We start from the raw sequence: 22,029 nt of genomic DNA, 5'->3' as shown, positions 1-22,029 counted from the left end.
CGGAGAAAGCCTGCCCGGACCTGATCCGGTGGTCGACGCGCATCGCGCGAGGGTGGGGCAGGACAAGAATCAGTCGATCCGGCCGCTCCACAGCCCTCGACTCAGCGCCGCCGCAGGTCCTCGTCCCGGATGCCCTGACGCCGCAGCTCCAGTACCGTCGGGGTGATCGACGCGATCCGCGCATCGATGCGGGTGCGGGCGTAATAGTCCAGATCCTCGCGCTTCTTCAGCGTATTGAGCTGGATCAGCGCCTGCTCCGGGCGGCCGCCGAGCACCGCGGCTTCGGCCCAGGCCTCGCCGGCGCGGACCGGATCGCCGGCGGTCTCGCTGGCCCGGGCGAAGGCGCGCTGGAAGGCCGGGTCGCCACCGGAGGAATTCAGCAGCGGCCGCAGGATCGCCTGCGCGCGCAACCCGGCTTCGGGCGTATTCCGCTCGGCCAATGCAGCCGCATAGGTCAGCACCACCGCCGGATGGCGCGGCATGCGGTCGATCAGGGTCTCGAAGCGCTGGTCGGCGGCCGCGATCCGGCCGGCACGGGCGTCGGTCTCGGCCACGCCCAGCGTCAGCCAGACATCGCCCGGATACTCGGCCAGCAATTCGCCGAACGCCTTGCCTGCGGCATCGAGTTCGTTGAGCCGCTGCCGGGCGACGGCCAGGCCATAACGCTGTGCATCGGTCAGCGTGCCGTTGCGGCGCATGGCTTCGTACTCGCGCACCGCCTGCGCGGGCGTGTTGGCGCTGAGCACCCGCAGGCGTTCGCGCGCCCAGCCGAACGCCGTGCCGTCGACGCCCGACAGCGCATTCGCCGGCAGACGCAGATCCACCGGCAACATCGGATTGCCGAACCCGCGCGCAGGCGCCTCGGCGCCGGGGCTCACCGGCACGCGTTCGGTACGCGTGCCCTCGGGTGTCGAGGTGGTGACCTGCACGGTGTCGCGGTCCATGCGCTCGGCGCGATCGCGCGCCTCGCTGATGCGCGTGGTGGTGACGGGGTGCGTGCGCAGGTAATCGGGCACACGTTCGCGATCGCCGCCCTGGTTGGTGCGCGAGACCGCCTGCATGCGCTCGAACATCGAAGCCATGCTTTCGGGGTCGTAACCGGCGCGCGACAGCGTGCGGATACCGAGCCGGTCGGCTTCGGACTCGTTGGAACGCGTGTAATCGATCTGCCGCTGGATCGCGAGACCCTGCGCGCCGGCAATGACCGCCATCGCCGCGTCGTCGGACGAATTGCTGCCGCTCTGCGAGGCGACCGCGATCGCGCCGAGCATCGCCAGCAGCATCGGCACCTGGTCGCGTTGCGCGCGCTCGACGCCGCGCAGGACGTGCGACTGGGTGACGTGCGCGACTTCGTGCGCGAGCACCGCGGCCACTTCGTCCTCGGTCTCGGCCGCCAGCACCAGGCCGGCGTTCATCCCGATGTAGCCGCCGAGGGTCGCGAATGCGTTGATGCTGCGGTCGCGCATCATGAAGAACGTGAAGGGCTGCTGCGGCTGGTCGCTCGACGAGGCGAGGCGGTTGCCGGTGGTGCGCAGCCAGCCATCGACCAGCGGATCCTCGAGTACGTAGTTGTAGTGGCGCAGCTGCGCCAGCAGCATCTGGCCGTATTCGGACTGCTTCGCCGGACTGAGCACGGTGCCGGCGGAGGAACCGATGTCCGGCAGGCGTGTGTCCTGCGCCGGCGCGCACACCGCGGCCGTCGCCAGTACCAGCGCCGCGATCGGCGGCAGCAGGGCGAAGCGGGCAGGGCGGTGGGGCGTCTGGGTTCGGCGCATCGGCTCGTTCGGGTCAGGCGGCGAAGGTGCAGCATGCCGGTGGCATGCGCGGAGGGCATGAATGCCATGTTAAGGCGACGGTGCGTGGCGCCGCATGGAAAACACGGCGCCGCACCCCCATCTGACCGACAATCGCCCGACAAGTTTCCGGAGACTGCCGTGACCCTCGATTCCCCCACCACCGCATCGTCCGGCGCCGCGCCGGAGATCGTGATGTACACCAGTGCGATCTGCGGCTTCTGCGTCGCCGCCAAGACCTTCCTCAAGAGTCAGGGGCTGGACTGGCGCGAGGTGCGCATCGATCTGGACGTCGCCGAGCGCGAACGCATGGTGGCGCTTGCGCGCCGGACCAGCGTGCCGCAGATCTTCGTCGGCGACACCCATGTGGGTGGCTACGACGACATGATGGCGCTGCACCGCAAGGGCGGCTTCCTGCCGCTGATCCAGGGTGCAGGCGCATGAGCGGTGACAACGAGACCGACCGCGTCGCCGAGTTCAGCGCGTTCCGCAAGCGCATGAACGAGCGCATCTTGGCCGAGCCCAACCAGGTCGTGCGCCGCTTTTTCGCGCTCGACACGCAGACCTACCAGGCCGGCGCGCTCGATCTCAAGACCAAGGAACTGCTCGGCCTGGTCGCCTCGATGGTGCTGCGCTGCGACGACTGCATCAGCTATCACGTAGCGCAGTGCAAGGAGGCCGGCGCGACGCGCGAGGAGCTGTTCGAAACCTTCTCCGTCGGGCTTGTCGTCGGCGGCAGCATCGTGATTCCGCATCTGCGCCGCGCGGTCGATTTCCTCGATCGTTTGGAGCAGGGCGAAGCCGGCACACCGGCGGAGCACGCGCACGACTGAGCGCTTCGCTGCGACACGCGGGAAGCGCGTTCGGGAAGCCGCGGTGGCGCGCCGATCTGCCCACGTTTGGGTCGGGTAGGGCGCCTCGGGCATAATGGGCGGGTTTTCCCCTCACCCGACGCCGCGCATCGCGCGTCGTCCCTGCGCACGGAATCCCACCCCACATGACGCACACGATTACGGTCATCCGCGGCGACGGCATCGGCCCGGAGATCATGGACGCGACGCTGCACGTGCTCGACGCGATGCAGCTCGGCCTCACCTATGAAGACGCGGACGCGGGCCTGATGGCGCTCGAGAAGCACGGCGAACTGCTGCCGGCCGCGACGCTCGAATCGATCCGCCGCAACAAGATCGCGCTCAAGAGCCCGCTGACCACGCCGGTCGGTGGCGGCTTCAGCTCGATCAACGTGGAACTACGTCGCCAGTTCGATCTCTACGCCAACGTGCGTCCGGCGACCTCGTTCCCGAACACGCGCTCGCGTTTCGCCGATGGCGTGAACCTCATCACGATCCGCGAGAACACCGAAGGCTCGTACATCAGCGAAGGCCAAGAAACCTCGGCCGACGGCGAGACCGCGGTCTCGATCACGCGCATCACCCGCAAGGGTTCGGACCGCATCGTGCGCTACGCGTTCGAGCTGGCGCGCAAGACCGGTCGCAAGAAGGTCACGATCGTCCACAAGGCCAACATCCTCAAGAGCACTTCGGGCCTGTTTCTGAAGGTCGCGCGCGAAGTGGCGGCCGAGTATCCGGACATCGAAGCCAACGAGATGATCGTCGACAACACCTGCATGCAGCTGGTGATGCGTCCCGAGCAGTTCGACATCATCGTGACGACGAACCTGTTCGGCGACATCATTTCCGACCTGTGCGCCGGCCTCGTCGGCGGTCTGGGTCTGGCCCCGGGCGCGAACATCGGCACCGACGCGGCGATCTTCGAAGCCGTGCACGGTTCGGCGCCGGACATCGCCGGCAAGGGCGTCGCCAACCCCTGCGCGCTGCTGCTCGCCGCGGCGCAGATGCTCGACCATCTGGCGCTGCCGGAGCAGGCCGAGCGCCTGCGCAAGGCGATCGTCGCCACGCTCGATGCCAAGGACGGCGTGACGCCGGACCTCGGCGGCACCGGCAACACGATGGCGTTCGCCAAGGCGATCGCGGCGCGCCTGTAAAGGCCGCTTGTCTCACTCGCGCGCCGTGCAGTGGCGGCGCGGCGATCGAAGAACGGGACGCTTCGGCGTCCCGTTTTTCGTTGCAGGCCATCCTGTCGGTCGTCATGACGGGGCGACGCGTCCTGCGCACAATGCGCACACGCATTGCCCCTCCCGGAATCCACCCGCATGACCGTCCGTCCCAGCGCACTCGCGCTGACGCCGCTGCTGCTGTTCCTCGCGCTGTTCTTCGGTGCCGGGCTGTACTTCACCGCGCAGGGCGAGGCAATGGGGTTCTACCAGCTCCGCGCGCCGGTCGCGATCCTGCCCGCGCTGGCGCTCGCCGCTTGGATCGCGCACCGCCGCGGCCTGCAGGCCGGCGACATCCTGCTGCGCGGCATGGGCGATCCCAACATCGTGCTGATGTGCCTGATCTTCCTGCTGGCGGGCGCATTCGCCTATGTGTCGAGCGCGATCGGCGCAGTCGACGCCGTGGTGTCGATCGGGCTGTCGGCGATTCCCGCACCGCTGATCCTGCCGGGTCTGTTCGTGCTGTCGGCGCTGATCTCGCTGGCGATCGGCACGTCGATGGGCACGATCGCCGCCGTCGTGCCGATCGCACTCGGCGTCGCCGAAGCCTCCGGGCTGGATCGCGCGCTGGTGGTCGGCGCGGTGATCGGCGGCGCGATGTTCGGCGACAACCTGTCGATGATCTCCGACACCACGATCGCCGCCACCCGCACCCAGGGCGCGCAGATGCGCGACAAGTTCCGCGAGAACTTCAAGATCGCGACGCCGGCCGCGCTGGCCACCGTCGTGCTGCTCGGCGTGCTGGGCGGCGCCTCGCCGATCGAATCCGAGAGCAGCGCGTCCGCGTGGCTGATGCTGCCCTACGTGATCGTGCTGGCGCTCGCGCTGGCGGGCGTGGACGTTCTGATCGTGCTGGGCCTGGGCATCGTGCTGGCCGGCGGCTTCGGTCTGGTCTTCGCCGACGACTACGGCGTCGTGCCGTTCGTGGGCGACATCTGGACCGGCTTCGAAGGCATGGTCGAGATCCTGCTGCTTTCGCTGCTGATCGGCGGCCTGAGCGCGTTGACCAAGGCCAGCGGCGGTCTCGACTGGCTCGCGCAGCTGATCGCGAAATTCGCACGCGGGCGTCGCACCAGGCGCTCGGGCGAGTTCAGTATCGCCGCCCTGTCGACCGCGGCCGACGTATTCACCGCCAACAATACCGTCGCGATTCTGGTCAGCGGCAGCGTCGCGCGCGACATCGCCGAAAAGCACGGCATCAGCCCCAGGCGCGCGGCCAGCGTGCTCGACATCTTCGCCTGCGTCGTGCAGGGCGTGCTGCCTTACGGCGCGCAGATCCTGCTGGCCGCTTCCCTCGCCTCGGTCTCGCCGCTCGCGCTCGCCGGCAGCGTGCACTACTGCTGGCTGCTCGCCGTGGTGACCATCGGTTTCATGCTCTGGCCCGGCCGCAGCGACGCCGGCGCCGTCGAGGCGCCGACGACGCGGAGCTGATCGCCGCGCGCAGACATCGCCCACAAAAAAGGCGCCCGATCCGGGCGCCTTCTTCGTGGTGGAGCGGGGTGGCTCAGCGCTGCTGTAGCTTCGACAGCAGACGCAGGAACTCGATGTACAGCCACACCAGCGTGACCATCAGGCCGAACGCGCCGTACCACTCCATGTACTTCGGTGCGCCCTGTTCGACGCCGGTTTCGATGAAGTCGAAGTCCAGCACCAGATTCAGCGCGGCAATCACGATGACAAACAGGCTGAAGCCGATGCCGACCAGGCCTGATTCGTGGATCAGCGGAATCGAGACGCCGAAGAAGCCGAGCACGATCGTCGCCAGATACACCAGCGCGATGCCGCCGGTCGCGGCCACGACACCGAGCTTGAAGTTTTCGGTCGCCTTGATCAGGCCGGTGCGGTAGGCGGCCAGCAGCGCGAACAGCGTGCCGAAGGTCAGCATCACCGCCTGCAGCACGATGCCTTCGTACATGAAGTTGTACATCGCCGAGATCGCGCCGAGGAAGAAGCCCTCCACCAGCGCATAGGCCGGCGCGGTGACCGGCGCCCATTCCTTCTTGAACACGGTGACCATCGCGAGGATGAAGCCGCCGATCAGGCCGCCCCACATGTAGATGCCGAAGCCGGGCTGCGGACGGCCGTCGGCGCCGAACTCGACCTGCGACCACGCGAACGCGGCGGTGAGGATCGTCAACAGCAGCAGAAAGCCGGTCTTGTTGACGGTGCCGTTGAGGGTCATCGCCTCGCCGTCGCGTGACACGACGCTGCCGCTGGCGAGATCGAGGAAGGTGGATTCCTTCAGTGCCGGATTGCCGCTGCGCATGAGTTTCGCCCCTGTCTGTCCATGGATTCGGATCGGAAGGGAGGATACACGTGCATCCGTATGCTGCACTGCATTGACAGCACGCGCGGCGGTCGTACAATTGCGCCCTTCGTACGGCCCTGGCCGTGTCGGGGTCAGGTTCGACCGCTTGTTCCGGCGGGGTATAGCGCAGTCTGGTAGCGCGCCTGCTTTGGGAGCAGGATGTCGGGGGTTCGAATCCCTCTACCCCGACCATCGGGTACCAGCCGCGTTTATCATTCGACGCACTGGCGCCCGTAGCTCAACCGGATAGAGCACCGACCTTCTAAGTCGGGGGTTACAGGTTCGATTCCTGTCGGGCGCGCCATAAAATCAATGCGTTAGCGGAGGCTTCTTGCTGTCTCCTGATTAATCTCCTGACTACTTGTTCTGTTTAGAATGAGGCGGAGCACCGTCGCAACGGAGTACGACAGTGGCATTGGCTCATGACTAAAGCGGCTACAGCGCTTACGATTTTTAACGACTCGCTAGACGATGCCTTGGATCTCATCCATGTCGCGTCGCCTAGCCAGCTGCGTCTAGCCAAGCTGAAACGCGACGCCGCGAGCTTGGCGAAGGCCAACCACTGCGAGTCCCTCGAGCTACGCGCGCATATTGCGCTCGTTGAGGGAAACCTCGAAGAGGCAGATCGCCTGTATTCGCTAGCTCTAGCATCAACCGACGATCTGACAGGAACGATCGTCCGTTATGCGATGACCCTCGTTGTGGGCGGGCACTGCTATCGCGCCAAGGAAATCCTCGACGCACACCCTCAGTTCTACCGAGGCCAGCCCGCCGCAGTTCATGTGATCCAGCAACTGTTAACGTGCGGCGGCTGGTTTTCCAGCGCGGCGGATCTCGATGTCGAGCTGCTCCGGATGAGGCAAGAGACATTGGACTGCCCTGGCTTCAATGAAATTCCAGATGGCATACAGCCAACGGACTTCGTTGATGCTGTGCAGTTCGCGCGTCGTGAACTTAAGCAGATTTGTGACCTTGCTAGAGCGTTCCGCGTCACGGGCGTTGACGTGGAAAAAGACCAGCCGACCATTCTTTATGAGATGGCGGTGTCTGGCGATTACGACGAGATCGCTGCTATTGAATGGGAGCTTCTCACGAAGATCAACGAACAGTCCTTCGAGGTGGTACAGCGAGGGCTCCTGTCGTTCGCATTGATGCACACGGACGCGATCAAAGATGCCGATTGATGACAAAGTTCTTGTAGATTTCGCTCAGCAAATTGTCGAATCAGCGTCGAGCGAGGTCGAGTTTCGTTGCTCGATTGGTCGCGCTTATTACGCTGGTTTTCACAGCGTCATTGGCATCGCGTGTCGATTGCCAGAATCGGACTCATTCAAGGAGAGTTCTTCCCACCTCTCCCACCACGAAGTTGGCGCACGACTGCGTAAATGGGACGTCTCAGATGTGTGTGGAAGCTGGACACGTTTGAAGCCGACAGCGTCGACATTGAGCGATCTCTTAAACACGTGTAGAGCTTCACGCGTGGTCGCCGATTACAGGTTGAATCGCTCTGTGAACAAGAGCGACGCCAAGATGCAGATTGCGCGAGTGAAGCAGATCCGCGTGATCGTGAAACAGCTAGAGGCGGCCGAGTCCAGTCAAGCCGCATGAGTGGAGTGACGACATGGCGAATCCTCACTCGTGCGGGCACCGATCAGATTGACTGCGCTTACCAGATGGGAAGGTGACCGATCTTGGGTTGGTGCCTTTGCCAACGATGCGGCCCCGTGACGAGGCAGTAGGTTAGCGGTGCTCAACTTCCCGCTCCTGAATGATCCGCCGATTACTCATGATGCGCGCGGGATCTACTGCCGGCTTTGTGACGATTCGCAGCTCCGCGGTCTGCGGGACAAAGATCACAGAGTTCGAGTTTGCTTCGAGGATAACTGCGTCGCCTCCTAGCCTTCCAATCAGCTTCGCTGGGCCACGCAGCTCAACGCCGATGGTGCTACGACCCGGGTCGATGATGCGTCCAGCCGTGACGTCAGACATGGCTTGGGCCCGGCTTTGAGACGTCAGGTGGGCGGACATCGGTAGGTAAACCAGCAGCACGCCTACCCAAATCGCCGCATCTGGTGTTCGATAGGTGCTGGGTAGTGCTGCTGTGGCGGTAACCATGAAGCCGACTACAAGCACCCCACCTAAAGCTGAAAGAACCCACCACTGGCCGGCGACCCAGCACGCGACAAGCACGCCACCGCCAATCGCCATGACGCTTGCGCGCGCGGGGCGGCCCCTAGTTGGCCAATCTCCTATCCGATGAGCGATGAGGTGCCCAATCCACGCGCCGAATGCGACCAACGCCATTGACACTGCGACCGCTGCGAACCCTGCCCAAGCCGTTTCAGCTGCTCCACCGTACTGAAAAGGGTCGATATCAAAGGCACCCCAGTACCCGCGCATGAAGATCGCTCCAAGCGCGCAGCCGTAAGCGATCAATATCGTGACCAGGGTGGCCCAGTTCCAACCCAGCACTGCACTACTTGCGCCTGTATTTTCCGGTTTTCTAGTCATCTGCAGGCTCGACCATTGGAAGGTCGTGATCGTACAAGCTGGCCATCGAGTCAGTGACATGCCCGCTCGCATGCTTCTTATCCGCACGGGTGCCCTTGGTGTCGGTGATGCCGCGGTGCTTGAGGCCGTGCATGGCGAAGCGGTCTTCGGGCGCGATGATCCCGGCCTTCAAGGCGGCGCGCATCATCTTCCCCCAGCTGCTTTTGAAGCCGTCGCGCGTGAGCGGCGTGCCGTCTTCGCTGACGAATAGCGCGCGCTGTTCCGGGCGGATCGGCGTCGCGAATCCCTTGCGGGCCCAAATGATGGCGCGGTGCGCTTGCAGCGCGGCAATCGCCTCACGCATCCGGCTGCCGATGCGTACCTGGTTGTCGCGACTTCCTTTGCGCCGGCGAGTCTCAAGCAATTCGACCGCCTCGCTGCCGGCGTCAGCCAGCACCTCGGTCACCTGTCCGTCGTGGAGTGTAATCACCTCGATTCGGCGCAGGCGCGCCTGGAAGGCGAGCTCCATCGCGGCCCACAGGTATGGCGGCTGTCGACCTTTCTCCCGCGGCTGCAGCTCGCTGCCTGCCTTCGCGTAGTGGTAGATCTTGCGGAACGCTTCAGGCGTGGGCATCCGTGCGTTGCGAACTTCCTTGACCTGCCGCACGCCGCGCGCTGCGTTGGTGCGGCACAGACCACGCTCGATGCCGAACGAGAACAGCCGGCGCAGGTAGCGAAGCCAGGCGTTCGCCTTGGTCGGGTAGGGCGGCACCGGTTCCGCGCCGCGCTTGTCCGCGGGGCGACCGTCGGCAATCTGGTCGACTAGTGCGCGGATAAAAGGCTGCGTCAGGCTGTCGACCTTCAGCGTGCCCAGGGGCCCGCGCTTCGTCGGATAGGCCTTGATGCCGGCCGCGTGCTCGCCGTAGCGCTTCCGGCTGGTCTCGGCCAGTTCCTTGAATTCGCGGTGCGCGTGGTAGTGCTCGATCAGATAGGCGATCGTGCCGCGCGCTGTGCCGCCGGCACGGTCCTCGGCGATCGCGTGCAGCTCCGACAGCCGCGCGTCCCGGCCGGCGACCGTGGTCGCGCGCACCTTCCCGTCGACGTCGGTGGCGCGCATGTACCAGCGGCCGGTACCCGACTTGTCCCAGAGCATGCCGGCGGGCAGCCGCGTCTGGTCGATGTGCGCGGGGATCGACGGGTCGTGTTTGCGGGGGCGTCCTCTTCCCATGGCGTGCCTACAGGTCCTCCGCTCCGAGCATGCCATCGTTCGCCGCCGGCGACCCAATGCCCAGGGCGCGGTTGAAGGCGTCGACGGTGGTGATCACGCCCCCACGGCTGTCGTACGTGATCGGCAGGCCGATGCGCTTGGCCCAGGCCTCGACGGTGCCGCGGCGCGGCGGTGGCTTGTCGGGATCTGGCTGGCAGATGCGCTGCAGGTCTTCGAACTGGAGTACGGGCCCGATCATCCGTGCGCGAGCCTCGCTGGCGCGTTGAGCAGTTCCGCCAGGCGCGTGAGGCCCTTGGGCGTCACCAGAACCTGGTCGAAGAGTCGGTCGACGCCGTCGACGCCGGTGCGCGGCACGACCTTGAGCTTCAGCACGCCCTGGGCGATGCGGGGCTGGTACGGCAGCCAGTTGGTGCAGGCGCGCTTGTGGATCCACGCGTGCTCCTGCATCCACGCGATAAGCTCGCACCGCCGGATCTGCAGCGCCTTGGCCGCATCGGTCAGGCACATCGCGCCGCGCGCCTCGGGGATGCGCTCGAACCCCTCGACCTTCGGCGCCTGCTCGGCGACCAGGCGCTCGGCATTGGCCGCGCGCTGGGAAAAGGTCAGCAGCAGCCCGCGCAATGTCTCTGGGTCCTGCAGCGCCGCCATCGGATCCGCCGGCCCGTAGCGGCCGGTGCGAGCGATCTGCGGCAACACTTCCTGGAATACCCACCGCTCGAACCGCTCCGCCGCCGGCAGTCTGCTGCGCACGATGAGCCGCATGACGTCGGCCTCGCTGATGAGCGAGATCTCCTGCGACCCGCCGCTCGTCTGAAGGGGGTGGCGTTTCACCGCCCCCTTGCAGTGCCGGCGCACGGCGTCGCCGAGATCGGCATAGCCGAGCGCGCCGGCCACGTCGCGGCCAGCGAACCACGGGCGGCCCTCGATCTCGACCACGCGGATCGCGCTGTCTTCGAAGCGGAACGGCATCAGACCCGTCATGGCGCGGGCTCCGGCCGCGCGATCGCGGCGAGCTCTTCGCCGATCGTCTGCCGCTGCTCGTCCGCGGCCACGCTGTTGGCCAGGCCGATAAACTGTGCGAACAGCCGGGCGAGCTGGCGCGGGCCAACGCGCCGCGCAAGATCCACCAGAGCGGCCTCGCGCTCTTCGCCGGGGCAGGTGGTCAGCAGCTGCAGCAGCTCCGCGACCGCCCGCTCGATTGCGTAGTCGTTTGCAGGACTGTCACTCATGGCCGCGGGCTCGGGGGTCTCTCAAGGTTCCGCGCCACCCGCCGTCGGCAGATAATGCCCATGCGCTAAAACGCTGAGCTGCGCCGGCTATCGAGGAAAAATCAGGATGGAGACTGTTTGCTTTTCGACGGCTGAGACATGCCGGCTTACATGGAACGGCATCGCGGCTGTTGGAACGATGCTCGCGGTTTTCGCAGCACTTCTCGCGACGAGCATGGAGGCGGTCCGAACGAGAGCAGACAAGGATGCTCGCAGCACTTGGCTTCGGCTCGAACTGATTCATCCATTGAGAGACTGGAAGATTGGACTCGCGGGCTTGGAGAGGAGGATCGAGAAGAGTCAGTTCGTGCTTGTTCAGAGGGCGATTAGCAAAGAGAACGGGAGGCTCAATCCGCTGGAGGTGCCGCCCTCGATCAGCGCGAGCGTCAATCTGCTGCATGAGCTTGGACCTTCGGGCGTGCCGCTGGCTGCCGCGGTTTTCCGCGCTCGTGAATTTGCCCGCACCTCGTGGATGATCGACATGGCGCTGCGCGATTACTTCGACAGCGACGATCAGACAGAGCGCGATGCGCTTGCTAATGAGGTGCGCGACTTCCTGCCGGAAATTGTGGAACTCAGGGCTCTCGTTCGGTCCGCCTTTGCTGAGCTCGACTCGCCTTTCGGGCGAAAGCACCCCGCGCCCGTGTTTCAACGAGCTTGGGACGCGCTGAAAAGAATCCTGAAAAAGTAAGCGACGACCGTTTGCTGAGGTTGAGCGCGCCTCGAACGCGGCCCTAAGCGGAATGTGCCAAGTGCGCTGCATTGTGCGTGCAGGCGCGTTCCAGCCCGCGGGCCAGCTCAGGGGATAGGCGGGGATCGTCATGCCCTGCGCTCCGGGTAGCGCTTCGCGTATTCGCGGTGCGGCACCTTCACGCCGCCCACGTTGAAGCCCCAGCTGCCGCGGTACCGCCAGGTGATGAAGAGCGTCCAGGCGCCGAGCGGGCTGACGCGCCGGATGTGGTGGTACTCGCCGAAGCGCAGGCCCGCGGTTTCGCCGGGATCGCGCCGCGTCGAGACAGGCATCCACTCGCCGAGCGTGTGCAGGCCGCGCTCGATGCGGACTTCCTCGTAGTACCCGCGCAGGATGATGGTGCGCGCGTTCCACGGGTGGTCGTGGTGGTGGGCGGCGCGGTCCTCGCGGAGGATGTGGTGGATGCGCACCGACGCTAGCCAGTTGAAGCGCTTGACGCGGCCGCGCTCCGCGTCGGACATGCTGCGGTCGGACGGGTAGGGGTTGAACAGCCACCAGCGCTGCATGTAGCCGTCGATATGGAAGTAGGGCGTGCGCTTCGCGCGCTGGATCAGCCAGGCGGCGATGCGCGGACGGGCGAGGATCAGCGCGACCAGGCGCCACATGGGTTCGGTGAGCCAGCGCATCACGCACCTCCGTTGGCGCGAGTGGGCGCCAAGTTCTTCTGGAGTCGCTTGCGAGAGTCCAAGACGAGTTGGGAGCCGTTTTGCGGGCGCTCGTGCGATGTAAGATCGCCCCTTAACCTATCCATGTTCAGGGAGGGAAAATGGAGACCTGGGCCATTATTGTTGCGACCCTGATGGGGCCTGTGCTGGCCGTCCAAGCTCAGAAATGGATTGAGCGAATTCGCGCTGTTGGTGACCGACGGCAGTATGTTTTCCACACTTTGATGGCTTCTCGAGCTTCGCGGATGGAGGCAGAGCATGTCCGAGCGCTCAACATGATCGACTTGGCTTACTACGGCACGCGCGTCCTTGGTCGGCCTGTTCGAAACGCGAAGTGCCAAGCCGTCATCGACGCGTGGCGCGAATACTTTGACCACCTCAACCAGCGTCAACCGAACCCTGATGACCATGCGCGGTGGGAAGCGCTGCTCGAAGTTCGAGAAAATTTGTTTGTCAGCTTGCTGGCCGCGATGGCGGTCGAGAGGGGTCTTGAGTTCGATCGCGTGCAGCTGAAGAAGGGCGTCTACCACCCGAAGGGATTCTTCGACGACGCGATGAAAAATTGGGAGATGAAAGAACTGGCAGCGGCCGTTCTCCGCGGCGAATCCGCTATACGGGTAGCCGTCAATGATCCTGCGACCACAGAGCAAGACCCTGCTCGCGCTTCCACCGACGACCGGTCGGAAACCGCTGCAGTTCCCTGAAAAAGCCATAGCCATCACTCCGCCTTCGACAGCGTCAGCGCCCGCTCGAGCACGGCGAACAGGCGGCGGAACTCCATGACCATCAGCGCGAAGCGGGCGTCGAGCTCGGCGCGCATGTCGTCGTTCTCGGTGTGCTCCAGCGAATCGAGCGCGCCGTCCAGCAGCTTGAACTTGCGGATGGTCAGGTCTTCGCCGAGGACGAACGACACGTGGTCGTCGAGGTTGAGCGCCAGCTTCGTGACCTGCTTGCCGGCCTCGAGGTGGCGGGTGATCTCCTCGGTGGCCATGTCCTGTTTCGTGGCGCGCACGGTGGCGCCCTGGTCGCTGGGGTCCTTGAGTTCGCATTCCTCGCCCAGCGTCAGGCCGTCGGGCAGGGTCTCGCCGGCGATCCAGCCGGTCATCACGCCGCGCGGCGACACCTCGGCATTGAGCGGCAGGGTGGGCAGGCTGCCCAGCGCGGCGCGCACCTGCGACACCACGTGCTCGGCGGCCTTGCGGCTGGATGTGTTGACCGCGATCACGCCGTTGCGCAGGTCGATCAGGGCGTCGACGCGCACCGGCTTCACGAACGCGCGCGGCATCAGTTCCTGCAGCAGATCGTCCTTCATCTGCTTGCGCATCTTGCCGCCGGGCCTGCGGCCCTGTTTCTGATCGAATTCCTGGATGCGCTTCGACAGCAGCTCGTTGACCACCGGGCCGGGCAGGATCCGCTCCTCGCCGACGACGGTGAGCCAGATGGCCTGCAGCTCATCGGGGCCGCGGTGCGTAATCGCTTCGGCATCGCGGCCCAGCGGCGAGACGAAGCCGTGCGACGACAGCTCCAGCGGGCCGACTGGCCGCAGCGGGAACTCGGCCAGGCGCGTGTCGAGTTCGGACAGGTCGAGCGCGATTGGGAAGCGGAACAGCGTGAGGTGGCGGAAGAACATGGGTCAGGCCTCCGTGGCGTCCGGCTCCACCGTCGTGCCGTCGGGCGCGAAGTGGAGGCCGTAGTGGTCGAGGGCGTCGGTCAGCGCGGCGTCGCGGTCATCCGCGATCGTGCGCACCGGTTCGAGGCCGGGGATGGTGGTGGTCCAGGTGGTCATGCGGCGGCCCGCCCGACTGCGACGACATGGCCGAGTCCGCTGCGCTGCAGGGCGGCGACGTTCGCGATGCCGTAGGCGATTAGGCAGATCGGCGCACCGCTGTTGAACGGCGCGCGAGTGCCGTCCGGCCGATGGAAATGCGGTCGGCTGCGCAGGAACAGCACGGCGTCCGCTTTCGGCCACACGAGATCGAAGAACATCGCTGTCTCGGTGCGCGCAGGAATCAGCGCGATGCCGTCGCCGTGTGCTGCTAGACGTGCAAGCCACGCGGTTGCCTCGCGACCGAACGGGGGATTCAGCCAGACGCGTCCCGCCCAGATCGCGGCGAGGCCATCCGCCGGCAGTGCGATGTGCTGATCAGCCGTGGGCCACGGGCGCGGCTCCGGTGCTGCACACGGATCGAGATCGAAGCGGCCGAGGGCTTCGATGATCTCGGGCGGCGTCAGCCACGTCGTCGTGCCGGCGCACGGGGATTGGTGACCGGACAGGCTCATGAGCCGCGCTCAACGGGAAGGTCGCGATAGAGCAGGCCGCCGATGGTTGGCTCATGGTCTTGGCGCGCCGCATTGAGCGTGCGCATGATCGCGTCGTAGTCCTTGGCCGAGATCGTCACGCGCACTGGTGCTTTGCCCGCGCCCTTCATCGTCGACACGTACTCGCCGATGCGCTTGATCGTCGGCAGCACCGCCTTCGGCTTCAGCAGTCCGCTGATGTCGCGCAGCTCCGAGTTCATGGCGCCACCTTCCCGGCCGCCATCAGCAGGCGTCGCGCGACGGAGCGGCACACGCCTACCTGATCGGCGACAGCGGTGATCGTTGGCTTTGCCATCTCAGAATAGGCAGCTGCAGCGCGCTCGACGTTCGCGGCCTCGCAGAACTCGGTGGCGAACTCGCCCGGCTGCCGCTCGACCTTGGCTGCGCCGTCGATGAGCTCGCGGTTGTGGAAGTAGAACAGCAGCGTATGGAGGTCGCCGCCGGTGATGTCTGCGGCGCGCGCGAGGGTGCCAAACGCTTCGCGGATCTCGTCGTGCGACAGCACGCGAATTCCGTAGTCGGTTGAAGGACGCGACATCAGATACCTCCGAGCGCGAGACGCGCGGCAGGGCGCTGGGATACGATCTCGGCGGGGAATTTCAGGGGGAGCCAACGGAAATGGCTGAGCGGAGGCCGCTGGAGGTAACGTCGTGGGAGCTGTGTTGGACGTCGGTGGGTCTTGTAACCCTCGGCGCTCTGGCCGGCTGGGGGCTTTCTGATGAAGGCGAACTTGTTCGGGCGGCCTTCGCAAATGCAAGTGGCGCAGATTGGATCGCTGCTTTCGGAACCTGGGTCATCGGCATATCCGCCGTAACGTATTCGCGCGCTGCGCACAAACTCCGCGTTCGTGAGCTCAATGAGGCCGCCGACCGGCAAGCACGTGAACGAAATGCTGCGCGGAGTGATCTCTTTCGACGCATCCTGTCGCTCTACGGCGCGACATTCGAGATTACAAACTTGGGCGAAAACAGATCCGAGTTGACAGTCGGAGACGTGCGGAGAGGAAGGCTTATTTTTCTCGAGGATGTTTCGCACTTCACAACTCGCGAGAGTGACAATGCCATCCTGACGGCTAGCATTAGCTCCAAGCTCGCGAGCGCACAGAGCATCCTTTCCGTTGTGAGGGGTAACGTCATTCGTTACAGCGAGTGGCTCGACGGACGCAGTGAACACGAAATGATCGAAGAGGTGAATCTGCGCAGGATTGACTTCGACGTCTCGGAGTCTGTCGAGCTCGACAAGTATCTCGACAGAATTTGCGGCGAATTGAAGTCCGAACGGGAGCCCGTCAGAGAGATGAGGAAGAAGTCGAGTTAAAGCGCGCTCCACCGAGCCGACCGCGACGTAGCGAGCAGGCGCTAACTCGATCGCACGCCCGTCGTATTGACGCACTCCGCTCATGCCAGCGGCTCCGGTGCGACCGGCGGCGCGATGGCGCGCAGCGCGGCGGCGTGGTCGAGGGCGAGGCCCGGGTCATCCTCGGGTGGGCTCAGCGGCGCGGGCCTGCCGTAGCCGGTGTCGGCGTCGGAGACGAGGTCCGCATTGCCGAGCAGCAGCACGCCGTGGCCGGTGGCGGCGGGTGCGTGCTGGTCAGCCACGGTCGACCGCCTGCGCGTATTCGCTGTCCATGCGCTGCTGCTCGGTCATCGGCGCCGGCGCGGGGCGGTCTTCGAACCAGACCAGGTGCGGCTGCGCGGCGTCGCGGTACAGGACGAAGGGCAGGGGGGCGCGGCGCTGCTCGATGTAGCGGAGCGCGCGCTGGATGACCTCGAGGTCGGCAGCCTCCGTAGCGCCGCCCTCGGACTTGTAGTCACAGATGCGCGAGGTGTCGTAGACGGTGTGCGCCTGTGACTCGCCCCGGCTCGCGATCGCGGCGAAGCACTCGATGTCGGAGCGCACGGCGGCGTCGGCGATCTGGATCGCGAGGTCGAGCGTGCCGCGTAGCTCGCCGTCGATATGCAGAACCGCGCTCATCGCCGCGCCTCCACGAACGCCAGGCCGCCGATCACGCAGTCGCCTTGCTCCGCCACCTGGGCGGACATGACGTGCGCGGCGCGGACGCAGGCGAGGGGAATGTCGTAGGTGCCGGCGTCGACCGCGTCCACGGCGTCGAGCGCGCGCTGCCAGCGGTCGGTGTCGATGCCCATGGCGACGGCGCGGGTCAGGGTGACGCCGCAGTCCGGCACGGTGCCGATCTGGTCGAAGCGGTTGAAGACGGCGCGCGCGGCGACGGCGGCCTGGTCGAAGCCGACGGCATCGGGCACGGCGTAGACGGCGACCGCGGCGCAGGTGCGGCGGTCGGTGATGACCAGCTCGGCCGGGGCGCCCGCCTCATCGACGACGGTGGCAGTGACCGTGGCGGCCTCGCCCGGCGCGCACGCGACGATGGCGACCGCGAGCGCGGCGAAGACCGGTGCGGCGATGAGTGCGAGGCGGCGCTGGCTGCGCGCGCTGGGCGATGCGTTGGACATGGACACCCTCCGAAGGCTGGAAGGGAGCCGGCGGCCCCGAAGGGGGCGGGGCCGCCGGTCCCGTTGTCCCCGGACCATCCGGGTACAAGCCAAATACTAGCCATGCTATTTGGGGATTGCAATAGCTTGGCTATTCGGAGTTGCGTTAGGGCGTGGCCTAGAGTGCTCGGAGGACGTTTTGAGCCTCAGGGGGCCGCATGAAGCGCATACATCCGTTGTTGGTCGTGGCCGCCGCGGTGGTCGTCATTGGCGGGGCTGTCGCTTGGAACGAGGGGCGCCGCGGCTACGACGAGGCGAAAGCTGTCGGAGCGCCAGTCGATGCGCAGGAAGAAGAGATGCTGTCGACGCAGCGCGCGCCTATGGAAACTTCGCCACCGCCCTACAAGCCCGACCCACCAGGCCGCGCCTCAACGGCAGGGCACGTAGAGGCGCAAGCGCCTGGCACAGACGCAACGCCGCCGGTCAGCGCGAAGGTCATGCTGGCGCAGGAACTCGTGCGTCAGCGACTGAAGGATCCGGATAGCGCGCAGTTCCGCGACGCGCGCGTGCTGCAAGACGGCACGATCTGCATGGAGGTCAACGGTAAGAACGGGTTCGGCGGTTACACCGGCTTCTCGCATGCGGTGGTGATGCCGGGCTCCAGGGGTGAGCCGGTGGCTTGGGTGGATTCGGAGCCGGAGGGCATCGCTCGCGCGGTGTGTTCCTCCGCGTGACCGAATCTTCTCGGCCCGGCCGATTTCCGCTCAGAGAACTGAAGTTCAATGGCAAGGTGGTCGGGTACTTCGAGGGTACTGGCGACCTCGATGGTGACGCGCAGCGCGCGCTCGAAGTGCTTGCTGAGAAGGGAATCAATCCGTTCGATGACAGGCGGCCGCAATGGAAGAAGGTGCGCTATCAGGCGCTAGAGTTTCATGCGGCCAGCACTGCGATTCACGGCGCAACCATTCTCCACGGCGACACGCGCAGACCCTTGATCGCGGCCTATGTCGCGAACACCTGCTTTTGCCTTGAGCTCTACCTGAAGGCAGCCAGCCTTCTATTCGGCGGAGAGACGCTTTGGGGGCACCATCTGCGTGCGCTGTACGACAAGCTCCCAGAGGCCGCCCGTGGTGCCATTCAAGGATCGGTCGCGGAGGCGCGCGAAGCAGCCCCTGGACCGGATGACGTCGACGTTTCCGCGCTGCTGGACCGGCTCAACAATGCGTTCGTCGAATGGCGTTACGCGCAAGACGTCCCCGTTCTTCAGGCGGTCGACCTGTCCGAATTGAGATTTCTCCGGATCCTGTTTTTTCTCGCCTGCCAACACGAGTCTGACGACGACTACGAGATCGACGAAATCGACCCTGCAGCCTGATCAGTCTTCCATCGCGCAGCTGCGCACCAGGCCGGCTTCGTCGAACGAGATGCCCTCGACCACGCACTCGCGCGCCTGCTCCATCATCTTGAGCAGGGCGGACAGCTCTTCGTCTTCCAAGCACTCGATGCCTGGCACGTGAAATGCCTCTTGGTTGATCAGCCAGGTGAGGCGGTACATGCGTTCGAGATCCCGCACGCGGCGGGTGATGGAGTCACGGCTGATGCTGTCGAGCACCAGCGGGCCGGGCAGGGCAGGCGGTGCCGGCCGAGGGTTTGGAGCCAACAGTGCGTCGACCTTCTCGCCGAACGCCTCAACCAGTCGCTGCAACCTCGCTTGATCCATCATTGCCCCCTTCGAGCTTCTCCGTGAAGCGGCGCTTGAAAGTGATCACGTTGGTCAGAGACAGGGGCACCGCGAGCTCGTTGACGAGATCGATGGCGGTTTTGATCAGCAGCGGGTCGCTGCATGCCGTGACTGGCAGCCCCCGATCCTCGACGTAGGCTTTCACCACGAGCATCGCGTCGGAGATGGTGGACAACGGGATTCCCAGATTCTGCGACGCCCGGTATGACGCGTGTTGCTCGTGGGTCTTTCCGCTCATCTCGTTCGACAGCGCGCGGTAGGCGACGCTGATCTCTTCGGGGCGTGCACCAACGGCCCGCGCCGCTTCGACAGCGCGCGCCGCGGGAATCGCAAGGCGACGATTCGCCCACTGCCATACGGTGCCCTGGCTGACACCGTCGCCAATTTCGTTAGCAATGACGGTCTGCGCCTTGCGCGACGCGACGGCCGCGCGCTTGAACGCATCGGACGCGGCGACCTCGTCCGGGTCGGTCAACAGGCGGGTTCGGCTCATGACTAGCAACGCTACGGACGGTGAAGTCGGGCGGCAACGAGCATGGCTATTGCGTGAAGCAACTAGCATGGCTAGTATTTCCAGCCATGAAGACTCTCGACGACTCTCCCAGCCCCCTGCAGCGCGCCGTCGACATGATCGGTGGCCAGCGCGCGACCGCCAACGTCCTCAACATCTCGCAGGGGATGGTGTGGCAGTGGCTCAACTTCCGCCGCCCGCTGCCGCCCGAGCACTGCTGGCTGATTGAGCTGGCGACCGCCGAGCGCGGCGACACGGTGACCTGCGAAGAGCTGGCGCCCGGCGTGGTCTTCCAGCGCGATGCCACCGGCCGCGTGACCGGCCACGTCGTTCCCGTGCTGCAGCCGAAAGGCGAGGGTGGGGAGATAGACCCCGACGTCGATCGCGTCGAGCCGCTCATGGAGATGCCGTGATGCTTGCAAGGTCACCCCATCCAGCCTTGAAGCAGCTGGCCCAGGTGGGGCAGGTTGCGCAGCCCCGCGTCCAGCGCGCGCTCGGTGAGCTGACCCAGCGCCTGCGCTGGCGTCGCCTTCAGCTGGTCGATCAACCGGGCCTTGACTGTGTCGGGCTCGTCGGAGTCCTCCACGCGCGCGATGAGCAGGTCGCGGATGGTCTCGGAGTGCAGCTTGACGGTGACAGTTCCGAGAATCGCACCCAGGCCGCCGTCATCGGCCAGAAAGTCCAGCCCGCGTGCAGTGATACGGACGTGTGCCTCGCTGTAAGTGGTGTCGAGGTATTGCGGCATTTGAAGCTCAATGAGCCCGTGCTCTCGAAGGTAAGTCAGCTCTCCGATCACTGGGCATGTGGTCGCGGTGCCGGATCCGGTCTCGGGAAATTCCACCATGTCCGGGTACTCGGCGGATGCTCGCTCGAGGATGGATCGCTGACGGTCGCGATCGAATCTACGAACTGGGGTAGGCGCTGAGATGGGCGTTTTCTCGTTCATTGGGCAGTTCCTTCGTCCGGAATTGGCAGGTGGCGAAGCTCTGGCTGTTCGCGCTCCCGACCCCACACAGAGAACAGAACAGCAGCAGGTGGATCGCGTTGAATCGCTTTCGCATGGAGCATTTCTTCTAGCTCATCCCAGCCGTCGCGAAGCTCATCGCTGGTCGCAACGCAGGCAAGCAGCTCTTGCACGATCCAGCGATGCGAAAGGATCAATCGTTGAGACATGGTGTCGGCATCAGCCGCTGTCTCAGCAAGGCAGCAGGTGTCGGCGGTGCCGCCTTGCACGTCTTCTGTCTTCGTTGCTGGCTCGCATCGGTAATGCAGGAAGTACACGCCCATATGTCGGTCTCCGGGTGGGTAAGGACGGCTCGCACCGCCGAGCCTACACCGGAGCCGGCACCCCCTTTCGCGCCCACGAACAGGGCAACAACCGCACCCGCTCCAGCATCGACGCTGTAGCACCGCAGTGCGGTGAGAACCAATCCATCGATCCGGGGCAGGGCGTCCATGGCGACGACTCTGCGGCCGAGGGAGCACCCCGTAAATGACGCACGAACGTCAGTACCGCGCCACGCGTGCGGCCGTCATCTTCGATTTCACCACGCAGGCCATCCGCAACAGCCGCCACACGGACGCGTCATTCGCGGCCGAGGTCGCCGAGCGATACATGGATCTCGTAGCGCCGCACGAGCGCACGACGCAGTTCCATGTCGGTACCGACGCCGAGAGCCTCGTCAAAGCGGGTCAGCGTAACGCCAAGCTGGTCGAGCGCTTCCGCGACGGCACCACGAAGCTGCCGGCCGATCTGGAAGAGGCGTGGGTCGAAGCGCTTCCGGAGCCGTACCGCATGGACTGCATGCGCGCGCTGGCACGTCGCTACGGCTTCATCGGCGCCCGCGTGCCGGAAGACTCCACCGCGGCGCAGATGCTGTGCACCGGCCGCGTCGCCGTCGAGTTCGGCCAGGCAATGCAGGCGATGGCGGAGTTGATCGCGCTCAATCCGGAAGACCCGTCGAACCTGCCGCGCGTCGAGCGCGCGCTGAAGGAATTCGAGGACCTGGTGGGCGAGGCAGTCTCGGTCAAGGCAACGCTGCGCGAGAAGCTGGACAGCGCGCGGCCTGTGCCTGCGGTGCGGGTCATCAACCGATGAGCGCCCTGAATCCACTGCAATCGCAGGAACCCCGCTGGCTGGCAGGCATGCCGAAGGCGAAGCGACGCTCGAGCCCACTACGCGGCGAGACGATGACGCTTGCCCATGCCGCGCGGGTGGTCAGCTGGGCGATGACGCTACGGCAGTTTCCCGCGGTGCAGGACTTCATGCAGCGCTGGGAGTGCAGTCTTGCCACGGCGTATCGCTGGCGCACAGCGCTGGCCGACGGGTTCGGCGTAGAACCTCCGCCGAATCCGCCAGGCACCGCTGCGATCGGCCCGAGCAATGCGCCAGTGCATTCGAGGCGCGCGCCGTGATGCCTGGACCCTACCG

The 22,029-nt window shown here is 65.5% G+C and carries 34 protein-coding genes and 2 tRNA genes; 16 read left to right on the top strand and 20 right to left on the bottom strand.

Translation table 11 applies throughout. The features are described 5' to 3' along the window. Positions 1-101 precede the first annotated feature (101 nt). Entirely contained in the window at positions 102-1,775 is a 1,674-nt protein-coding gene (locus V3391_RS06825) for a M48 family metalloprotease (protein WP_332077638.1), read from the bottom strand. A 213-nt stretch (positions 1,776-1,988) separates the two neighbouring features. Here V3391_RS06825 and grxC point away from each other — a divergent pair, with 213 nt between their 5' ends. The 4 genes from grxC to V3391_RS06805 all read left to right on the top strand — a co-directional run bounded on the left by grxC (position 1,989) and on the right by V3391_RS06805 (position 5,298). Then, positions 1,989-2,237 (top strand): glutaredoxin 3, encoded by a 249-nt coding sequence (gene grxC / locus V3391_RS06820; RefSeq protein ID WP_332077729.1) that lies wholly within the window; start codon positions 1,989-1,991, stop codon positions 2,235-2,237. Then, the gene (locus V3391_RS06815) at positions 2,234-2,626 is read left to right on the top strand and encodes a carboxymuconolactone decarboxylase family protein (protein ID WP_332077637.1); all 393 of its coding nucleotides are present in this window, start codon (positions 2,234-2,236) and stop codon (positions 2,624-2,626) included. The genes grxC and V3391_RS06815 overlap by 4 nt, the downstream gene beginning before the upstream one ends. 164 nt (positions 2,627-2,790) lie before the next feature. Beyond that, complete coding sequence (locus tag V3391_RS06810) at positions 2,791-3,798, top strand: isocitrate dehydrogenase (RefSeq protein ID WP_332077636.1); 1,008 nt, start codon at positions 2,791-2,793, stop codon at positions 3,796-3,798. A gap of 168 nt (positions 3,799-3,966) precedes the next feature. Continuing rightward, entirely contained in the window at positions 3,967-5,298 is a 1,332-nt protein-coding gene (locus V3391_RS06805) for a Na+/H+ antiporter NhaC family protein (protein WP_332077635.1), read from the top strand. 73 nt (positions 5,299-5,371) lie between these two features. Here the strand turns inward: V3391_RS06805 and V3391_RS06800 are convergent, their stop codons facing one another. Next, positions 5,372-6,133, bottom strand: a complete 762-nt coding sequence (locus tag V3391_RS06800) for a Bax inhibitor-1/YccA family protein (RefSeq protein ID WP_332077634.1) — start codon at positions 6,131-6,133, stop codon at positions 5,372-5,374. Between the two features lie 157 nt (positions 6,134-6,290). Between V3391_RS06800 and V3391_RS06795 the strand changes: the two genes are divergently transcribed. From V3391_RS06795 to V3391_RS06780, 4 genes are all read left to right on the top strand, one after another. Beyond that, positions 6,291-6,367, top strand: a tRNA-Pro gene (locus V3391_RS06795). A 35-nt stretch (positions 6,368-6,402) separates the two neighbouring features. Continuing rightward, positions 6,403-6,479: transfer RNA gene (locus V3391_RS06790), tRNA-Arg, on the top strand. A gap of 172 nt (positions 6,480-6,651) precedes the next feature. Continuing rightward, a complete protein-coding gene (locus V3391_RS06785) occupies positions 6,652-7,359 on the top strand; it encodes a hypothetical protein (protein WP_332077633.1) in 708 nt (235 codons plus the stop codon). Further along, a complete protein-coding gene (locus V3391_RS06780) occupies positions 7,349-7,783 on the top strand; it encodes a hypothetical protein (protein ID WP_332077632.1) in 435 nt (144 codons plus the stop codon). Before V3391_RS06785 ends, V3391_RS06780 begins: the two co-directional genes overlap by 11 nt. 132 nt (positions 7,784-7,915) lie before the next feature. Here the strand turns inward: V3391_RS06780 and V3391_RS06775 are convergent, their stop codons facing one another. From V3391_RS06775 to V3391_RS06755, 5 genes are all read right to left on the bottom strand, one after another. After that, positions 7,916-8,686 (bottom strand): hypothetical protein, encoded by a 771-nt coding sequence (locus V3391_RS06775; protein ID WP_332077631.1) that lies wholly within the window; start codon positions 8,684-8,686, stop codon positions 7,916-7,918. Continuing rightward, positions 8,679-9,818, bottom strand: a complete 1,140-nt coding sequence (locus V3391_RS06770) for a site-specific integrase (RefSeq protein ID WP_332077630.1) — start codon at positions 9,816-9,818, stop codon at positions 8,679-8,681. The genes V3391_RS06775 and V3391_RS06770 overlap by 8 nt, the downstream gene beginning before the upstream one ends. An 82-nt stretch (positions 9,819-9,900) precedes the next feature. Next, on the bottom strand, positions 9,901-10,131 hold the full coding sequence (locus tag V3391_RS06765) for a hypothetical protein (RefSeq protein ID WP_332077629.1): 231 nt from the start codon (positions 10,129-10,131) through the stop codon (positions 9,901-9,903). After that, positions 10,128-10,874 (bottom strand): phage antirepressor, encoded by a 747-nt coding sequence (locus V3391_RS06760; protein ID WP_332077628.1) that lies wholly within the window; start codon positions 10,872-10,874, stop codon positions 10,128-10,130. Before V3391_RS06760 ends, V3391_RS06765 begins: the two co-directional genes overlap by 4 nt. Continuing rightward, positions 10,871-11,122, bottom strand: a complete 252-nt coding sequence (locus tag V3391_RS06755; RefSeq protein ID WP_332077627.1) for a hypothetical protein — start codon at positions 11,120-11,122, stop codon at positions 10,871-10,873. The genes V3391_RS06760 and V3391_RS06755 overlap by 4 nt, the downstream gene beginning before the upstream one ends. Before the next feature lie 106 nt (positions 11,123-11,228). Between V3391_RS06755 and V3391_RS06750 the strand changes: the two genes are divergently transcribed. Beyond that, on the top strand, positions 11,229-11,852 hold the full coding sequence (locus V3391_RS06750) for a hypothetical protein (protein ID WP_332077626.1): 624 nt from the start codon (positions 11,229-11,231) through the stop codon (positions 11,850-11,852). 128 nt (positions 11,853-11,980) lie between these two features. On the opposite strand, the gene V3391_RS06745 is transcribed toward V3391_RS06750, so the two are convergent. Beyond that, the gene (locus V3391_RS06745; RefSeq protein WP_332077625.1) at positions 11,981-12,538 is read right to left on the bottom strand and encodes a hypothetical protein; all 558 of its coding nucleotides are present in this window, start codon (positions 12,536-12,538) and stop codon (positions 11,981-11,983) included. 140 nt (positions 12,539-12,678) lie between these two features. Here V3391_RS06745 and V3391_RS06740 point away from each other — a divergent pair, with 140 nt between their 5' ends. Further along, positions 12,679-13,281: a DUF6680 family protein gene (locus V3391_RS06740; RefSeq protein WP_332077624.1), complete on the top strand. Its 603-nt coding sequence runs from the start codon at positions 12,679-12,681 to the stop codon at positions 13,279-13,281. A gap of 14 nt (positions 13,282-13,295) precedes the next feature. Here the strand turns inward: V3391_RS06740 and V3391_RS06735 are convergent, their stop codons facing one another. Genes V3391_RS06735 through V3391_RS06715 form a run of 5 tightly spaced genes read right to left on the bottom strand, consistent with a single transcriptional unit; the run spans position 13,296 to position 15,434 of the window. After that, positions 13,296-14,207: a recombination-associated protein RdgC gene (locus V3391_RS06735; RefSeq protein WP_332077623.1), complete on the bottom strand. Its 912-nt coding sequence runs from the start codon at positions 14,205-14,207 to the stop codon at positions 13,296-13,298. Positions 14,208-14,210: 3 nt separating this feature from the next. Beyond that, entirely contained in the window at positions 14,211-14,363 is a 153-nt protein-coding gene (locus tag V3391_RS06730; protein WP_332077622.1) for a hypothetical protein, read from the bottom strand. Further along, positions 14,360-14,857 (bottom strand): methyltransferase domain-containing protein, encoded by a 498-nt coding sequence (locus V3391_RS06725; RefSeq protein ID WP_332077621.1) that lies wholly within the window; start codon positions 14,855-14,857, stop codon positions 14,360-14,362. The genes V3391_RS06730 and V3391_RS06725 overlap by 4 nt, the downstream gene beginning before the upstream one ends. Next, positions 14,854-15,096 carry a hypothetical protein gene (locus V3391_RS06720; protein ID WP_332077620.1) on the bottom strand — a complete coding sequence of 81 codons (243 nt, stop codon included), beginning with the start codon at positions 15,094-15,096 and terminating at the stop codon, positions 14,854-14,856. The genes V3391_RS06725 and V3391_RS06720 overlap by 4 nt, the downstream gene beginning before the upstream one ends. After that, on the bottom strand, positions 15,093-15,434 hold the full coding sequence (locus tag V3391_RS06715; RefSeq protein ID WP_332077619.1) for a hypothetical protein: 342 nt from the start codon (positions 15,432-15,434) through the stop codon (positions 15,093-15,095). The genes V3391_RS06720 and V3391_RS06715 overlap by 4 nt, the downstream gene beginning before the upstream one ends. On the opposite strand from V3391_RS06715, the gene V3391_RS06710 reads away from it, so the two are divergent. Then, positions 15,419-16,213, top strand: a complete 795-nt coding sequence (locus tag V3391_RS06710) for a hypothetical protein (RefSeq protein WP_332077618.1) — start codon at positions 15,419-15,421, stop codon at positions 16,211-16,213. The two genes, V3391_RS06715 and V3391_RS06710, sit on opposite strands and share 16 nt — an antisense overlap. Positions 16,214-16,293: 80 nt before the next feature. On the opposite strand, the gene V3391_RS06705 is transcribed toward V3391_RS06710, so the two are convergent. From V3391_RS06705 to V3391_RS06695, 3 genes are read right to left on the bottom strand one after another with little or no spacing between them, the layout of a single operon-like run. Further along, positions 16,294-16,494, bottom strand: a complete 201-nt coding sequence (locus V3391_RS06705; protein ID WP_332077617.1) for a hypothetical protein — start codon at positions 16,492-16,494, stop codon at positions 16,294-16,296. Further along, positions 16,487-16,870, bottom strand: coding sequence for a hypothetical protein (locus V3391_RS06700; RefSeq protein ID WP_332077616.1), 384 nt, complete (start codon positions 16,868-16,870; stop codon positions 16,487-16,489). The genes V3391_RS06705 and V3391_RS06700 overlap by 8 nt, the downstream gene beginning before the upstream one ends. After that, positions 16,867-17,367 carry a hypothetical protein gene (locus V3391_RS06695; RefSeq protein WP_332077615.1) on the bottom strand — a complete coding sequence of 167 codons (501 nt, stop codon included), beginning with the start codon at positions 17,365-17,367 and terminating at the stop codon, positions 16,867-16,869. The genes V3391_RS06700 and V3391_RS06695 overlap by 4 nt, the downstream gene beginning before the upstream one ends. 197 nt (positions 17,368-17,564) lie before the next feature. On the opposite strand from V3391_RS06695, the gene V3391_RS06690 reads away from it, so the two are divergent. After that, positions 17,565-18,080 (top strand): hypothetical protein, encoded by a 516-nt coding sequence (locus V3391_RS06690; RefSeq protein WP_332077614.1) that lies wholly within the window; start codon positions 17,565-17,567, stop codon positions 18,078-18,080. Beyond that, the gene (locus V3391_RS06685; RefSeq protein WP_332077613.1) at positions 18,077-18,721 is read left to right on the top strand and encodes a hypothetical protein; all 645 of its coding nucleotides are present in this window, start codon (positions 18,077-18,079) and stop codon (positions 18,719-18,721) included. The genes V3391_RS06690 and V3391_RS06685 overlap by 4 nt, the downstream gene beginning before the upstream one ends. Here the strand turns inward: V3391_RS06685 and V3391_RS06680 are convergent, their stop codons facing one another. Together V3391_RS06680 and V3391_RS06675 are read right to left on the bottom strand one after the other, a co-directional pair. Continuing rightward, on the bottom strand, positions 18,722-19,051 hold the full coding sequence (locus V3391_RS06680) for a hypothetical protein (protein WP_332077612.1): 330 nt from the start codon (positions 19,049-19,051) through the stop codon (positions 18,722-18,724). After that, positions 19,035-19,580, bottom strand: coding sequence for a hypothetical protein (locus tag V3391_RS06675; RefSeq protein WP_332077611.1), 546 nt, complete (start codon positions 19,578-19,580; stop codon positions 19,035-19,037). The genes V3391_RS06680 and V3391_RS06675 overlap by 17 nt, the downstream gene beginning before the upstream one ends. Before the next feature lie 86 nt (positions 19,581-19,666). Between V3391_RS06675 and V3391_RS06670 the strand changes: the two genes are divergently transcribed. Continuing rightward, on the top strand, positions 19,667-20,011 hold the full coding sequence (locus tag V3391_RS06670) for a transcriptional regulator (protein WP_332077610.1): 345 nt from the start codon (positions 19,667-19,669) through the stop codon (positions 20,009-20,011). Between the two features lie 11 nt (positions 20,012-20,022). Here V3391_RS06670 and V3391_RS06665 read toward each other — a convergent pair whose 3' ends face one another. Continuing rightward, the gene (locus V3391_RS06665) at positions 20,023-20,442 is read right to left on the bottom strand and encodes a hypothetical protein (protein ID WP_332077609.1); all 420 of its coding nucleotides are present in this window, start codon (positions 20,440-20,442) and stop codon (positions 20,023-20,025) included. A gap of 98 nt (positions 20,443-20,540) precedes the next feature. Next, positions 20,541-20,885: a hypothetical protein gene (locus tag V3391_RS06660; protein WP_332077608.1), complete on the bottom strand. Its 345-nt coding sequence runs from the start codon at positions 20,883-20,885 to the stop codon at positions 20,541-20,543. A 205-nt stretch (positions 20,886-21,090) separates the two neighbouring features. Here V3391_RS06660 and V3391_RS06655 point away from each other — a divergent pair, with 205 nt between their 5' ends. Together V3391_RS06655 and V3391_RS06650 are read left to right on the top strand one after the other, a co-directional pair. After that, on the top strand, positions 21,091-21,696 hold the full coding sequence (locus V3391_RS06655; RefSeq protein ID WP_332077607.1) for a hypothetical protein: 606 nt from the start codon (positions 21,091-21,093) through the stop codon (positions 21,694-21,696). After that, positions 21,693-22,013, top strand: coding sequence for a hypothetical protein (locus V3391_RS06650; RefSeq protein WP_332077606.1), 321 nt, complete (start codon positions 21,693-21,695; stop codon positions 22,011-22,013). Before V3391_RS06655 ends, V3391_RS06650 begins: the two co-directional genes overlap by 4 nt. The last annotated feature ends 16 nt before the right edge of the window (positions 22,014-22,029 follow it).

Origin of the sequence: Luteimonas flava (assembly GCF_036584485.1) — a bacterium.
GTDB lineage: Bacteria > Pseudomonadota > Gammaproteobacteria > Xanthomonadales > Xanthomonadaceae > Luteimonas > Luteimonas flava.
Note: the sequence above shows the minus strand (reverse complement) of the source record. Positions and strands in the feature narration are given on the sequence as shown.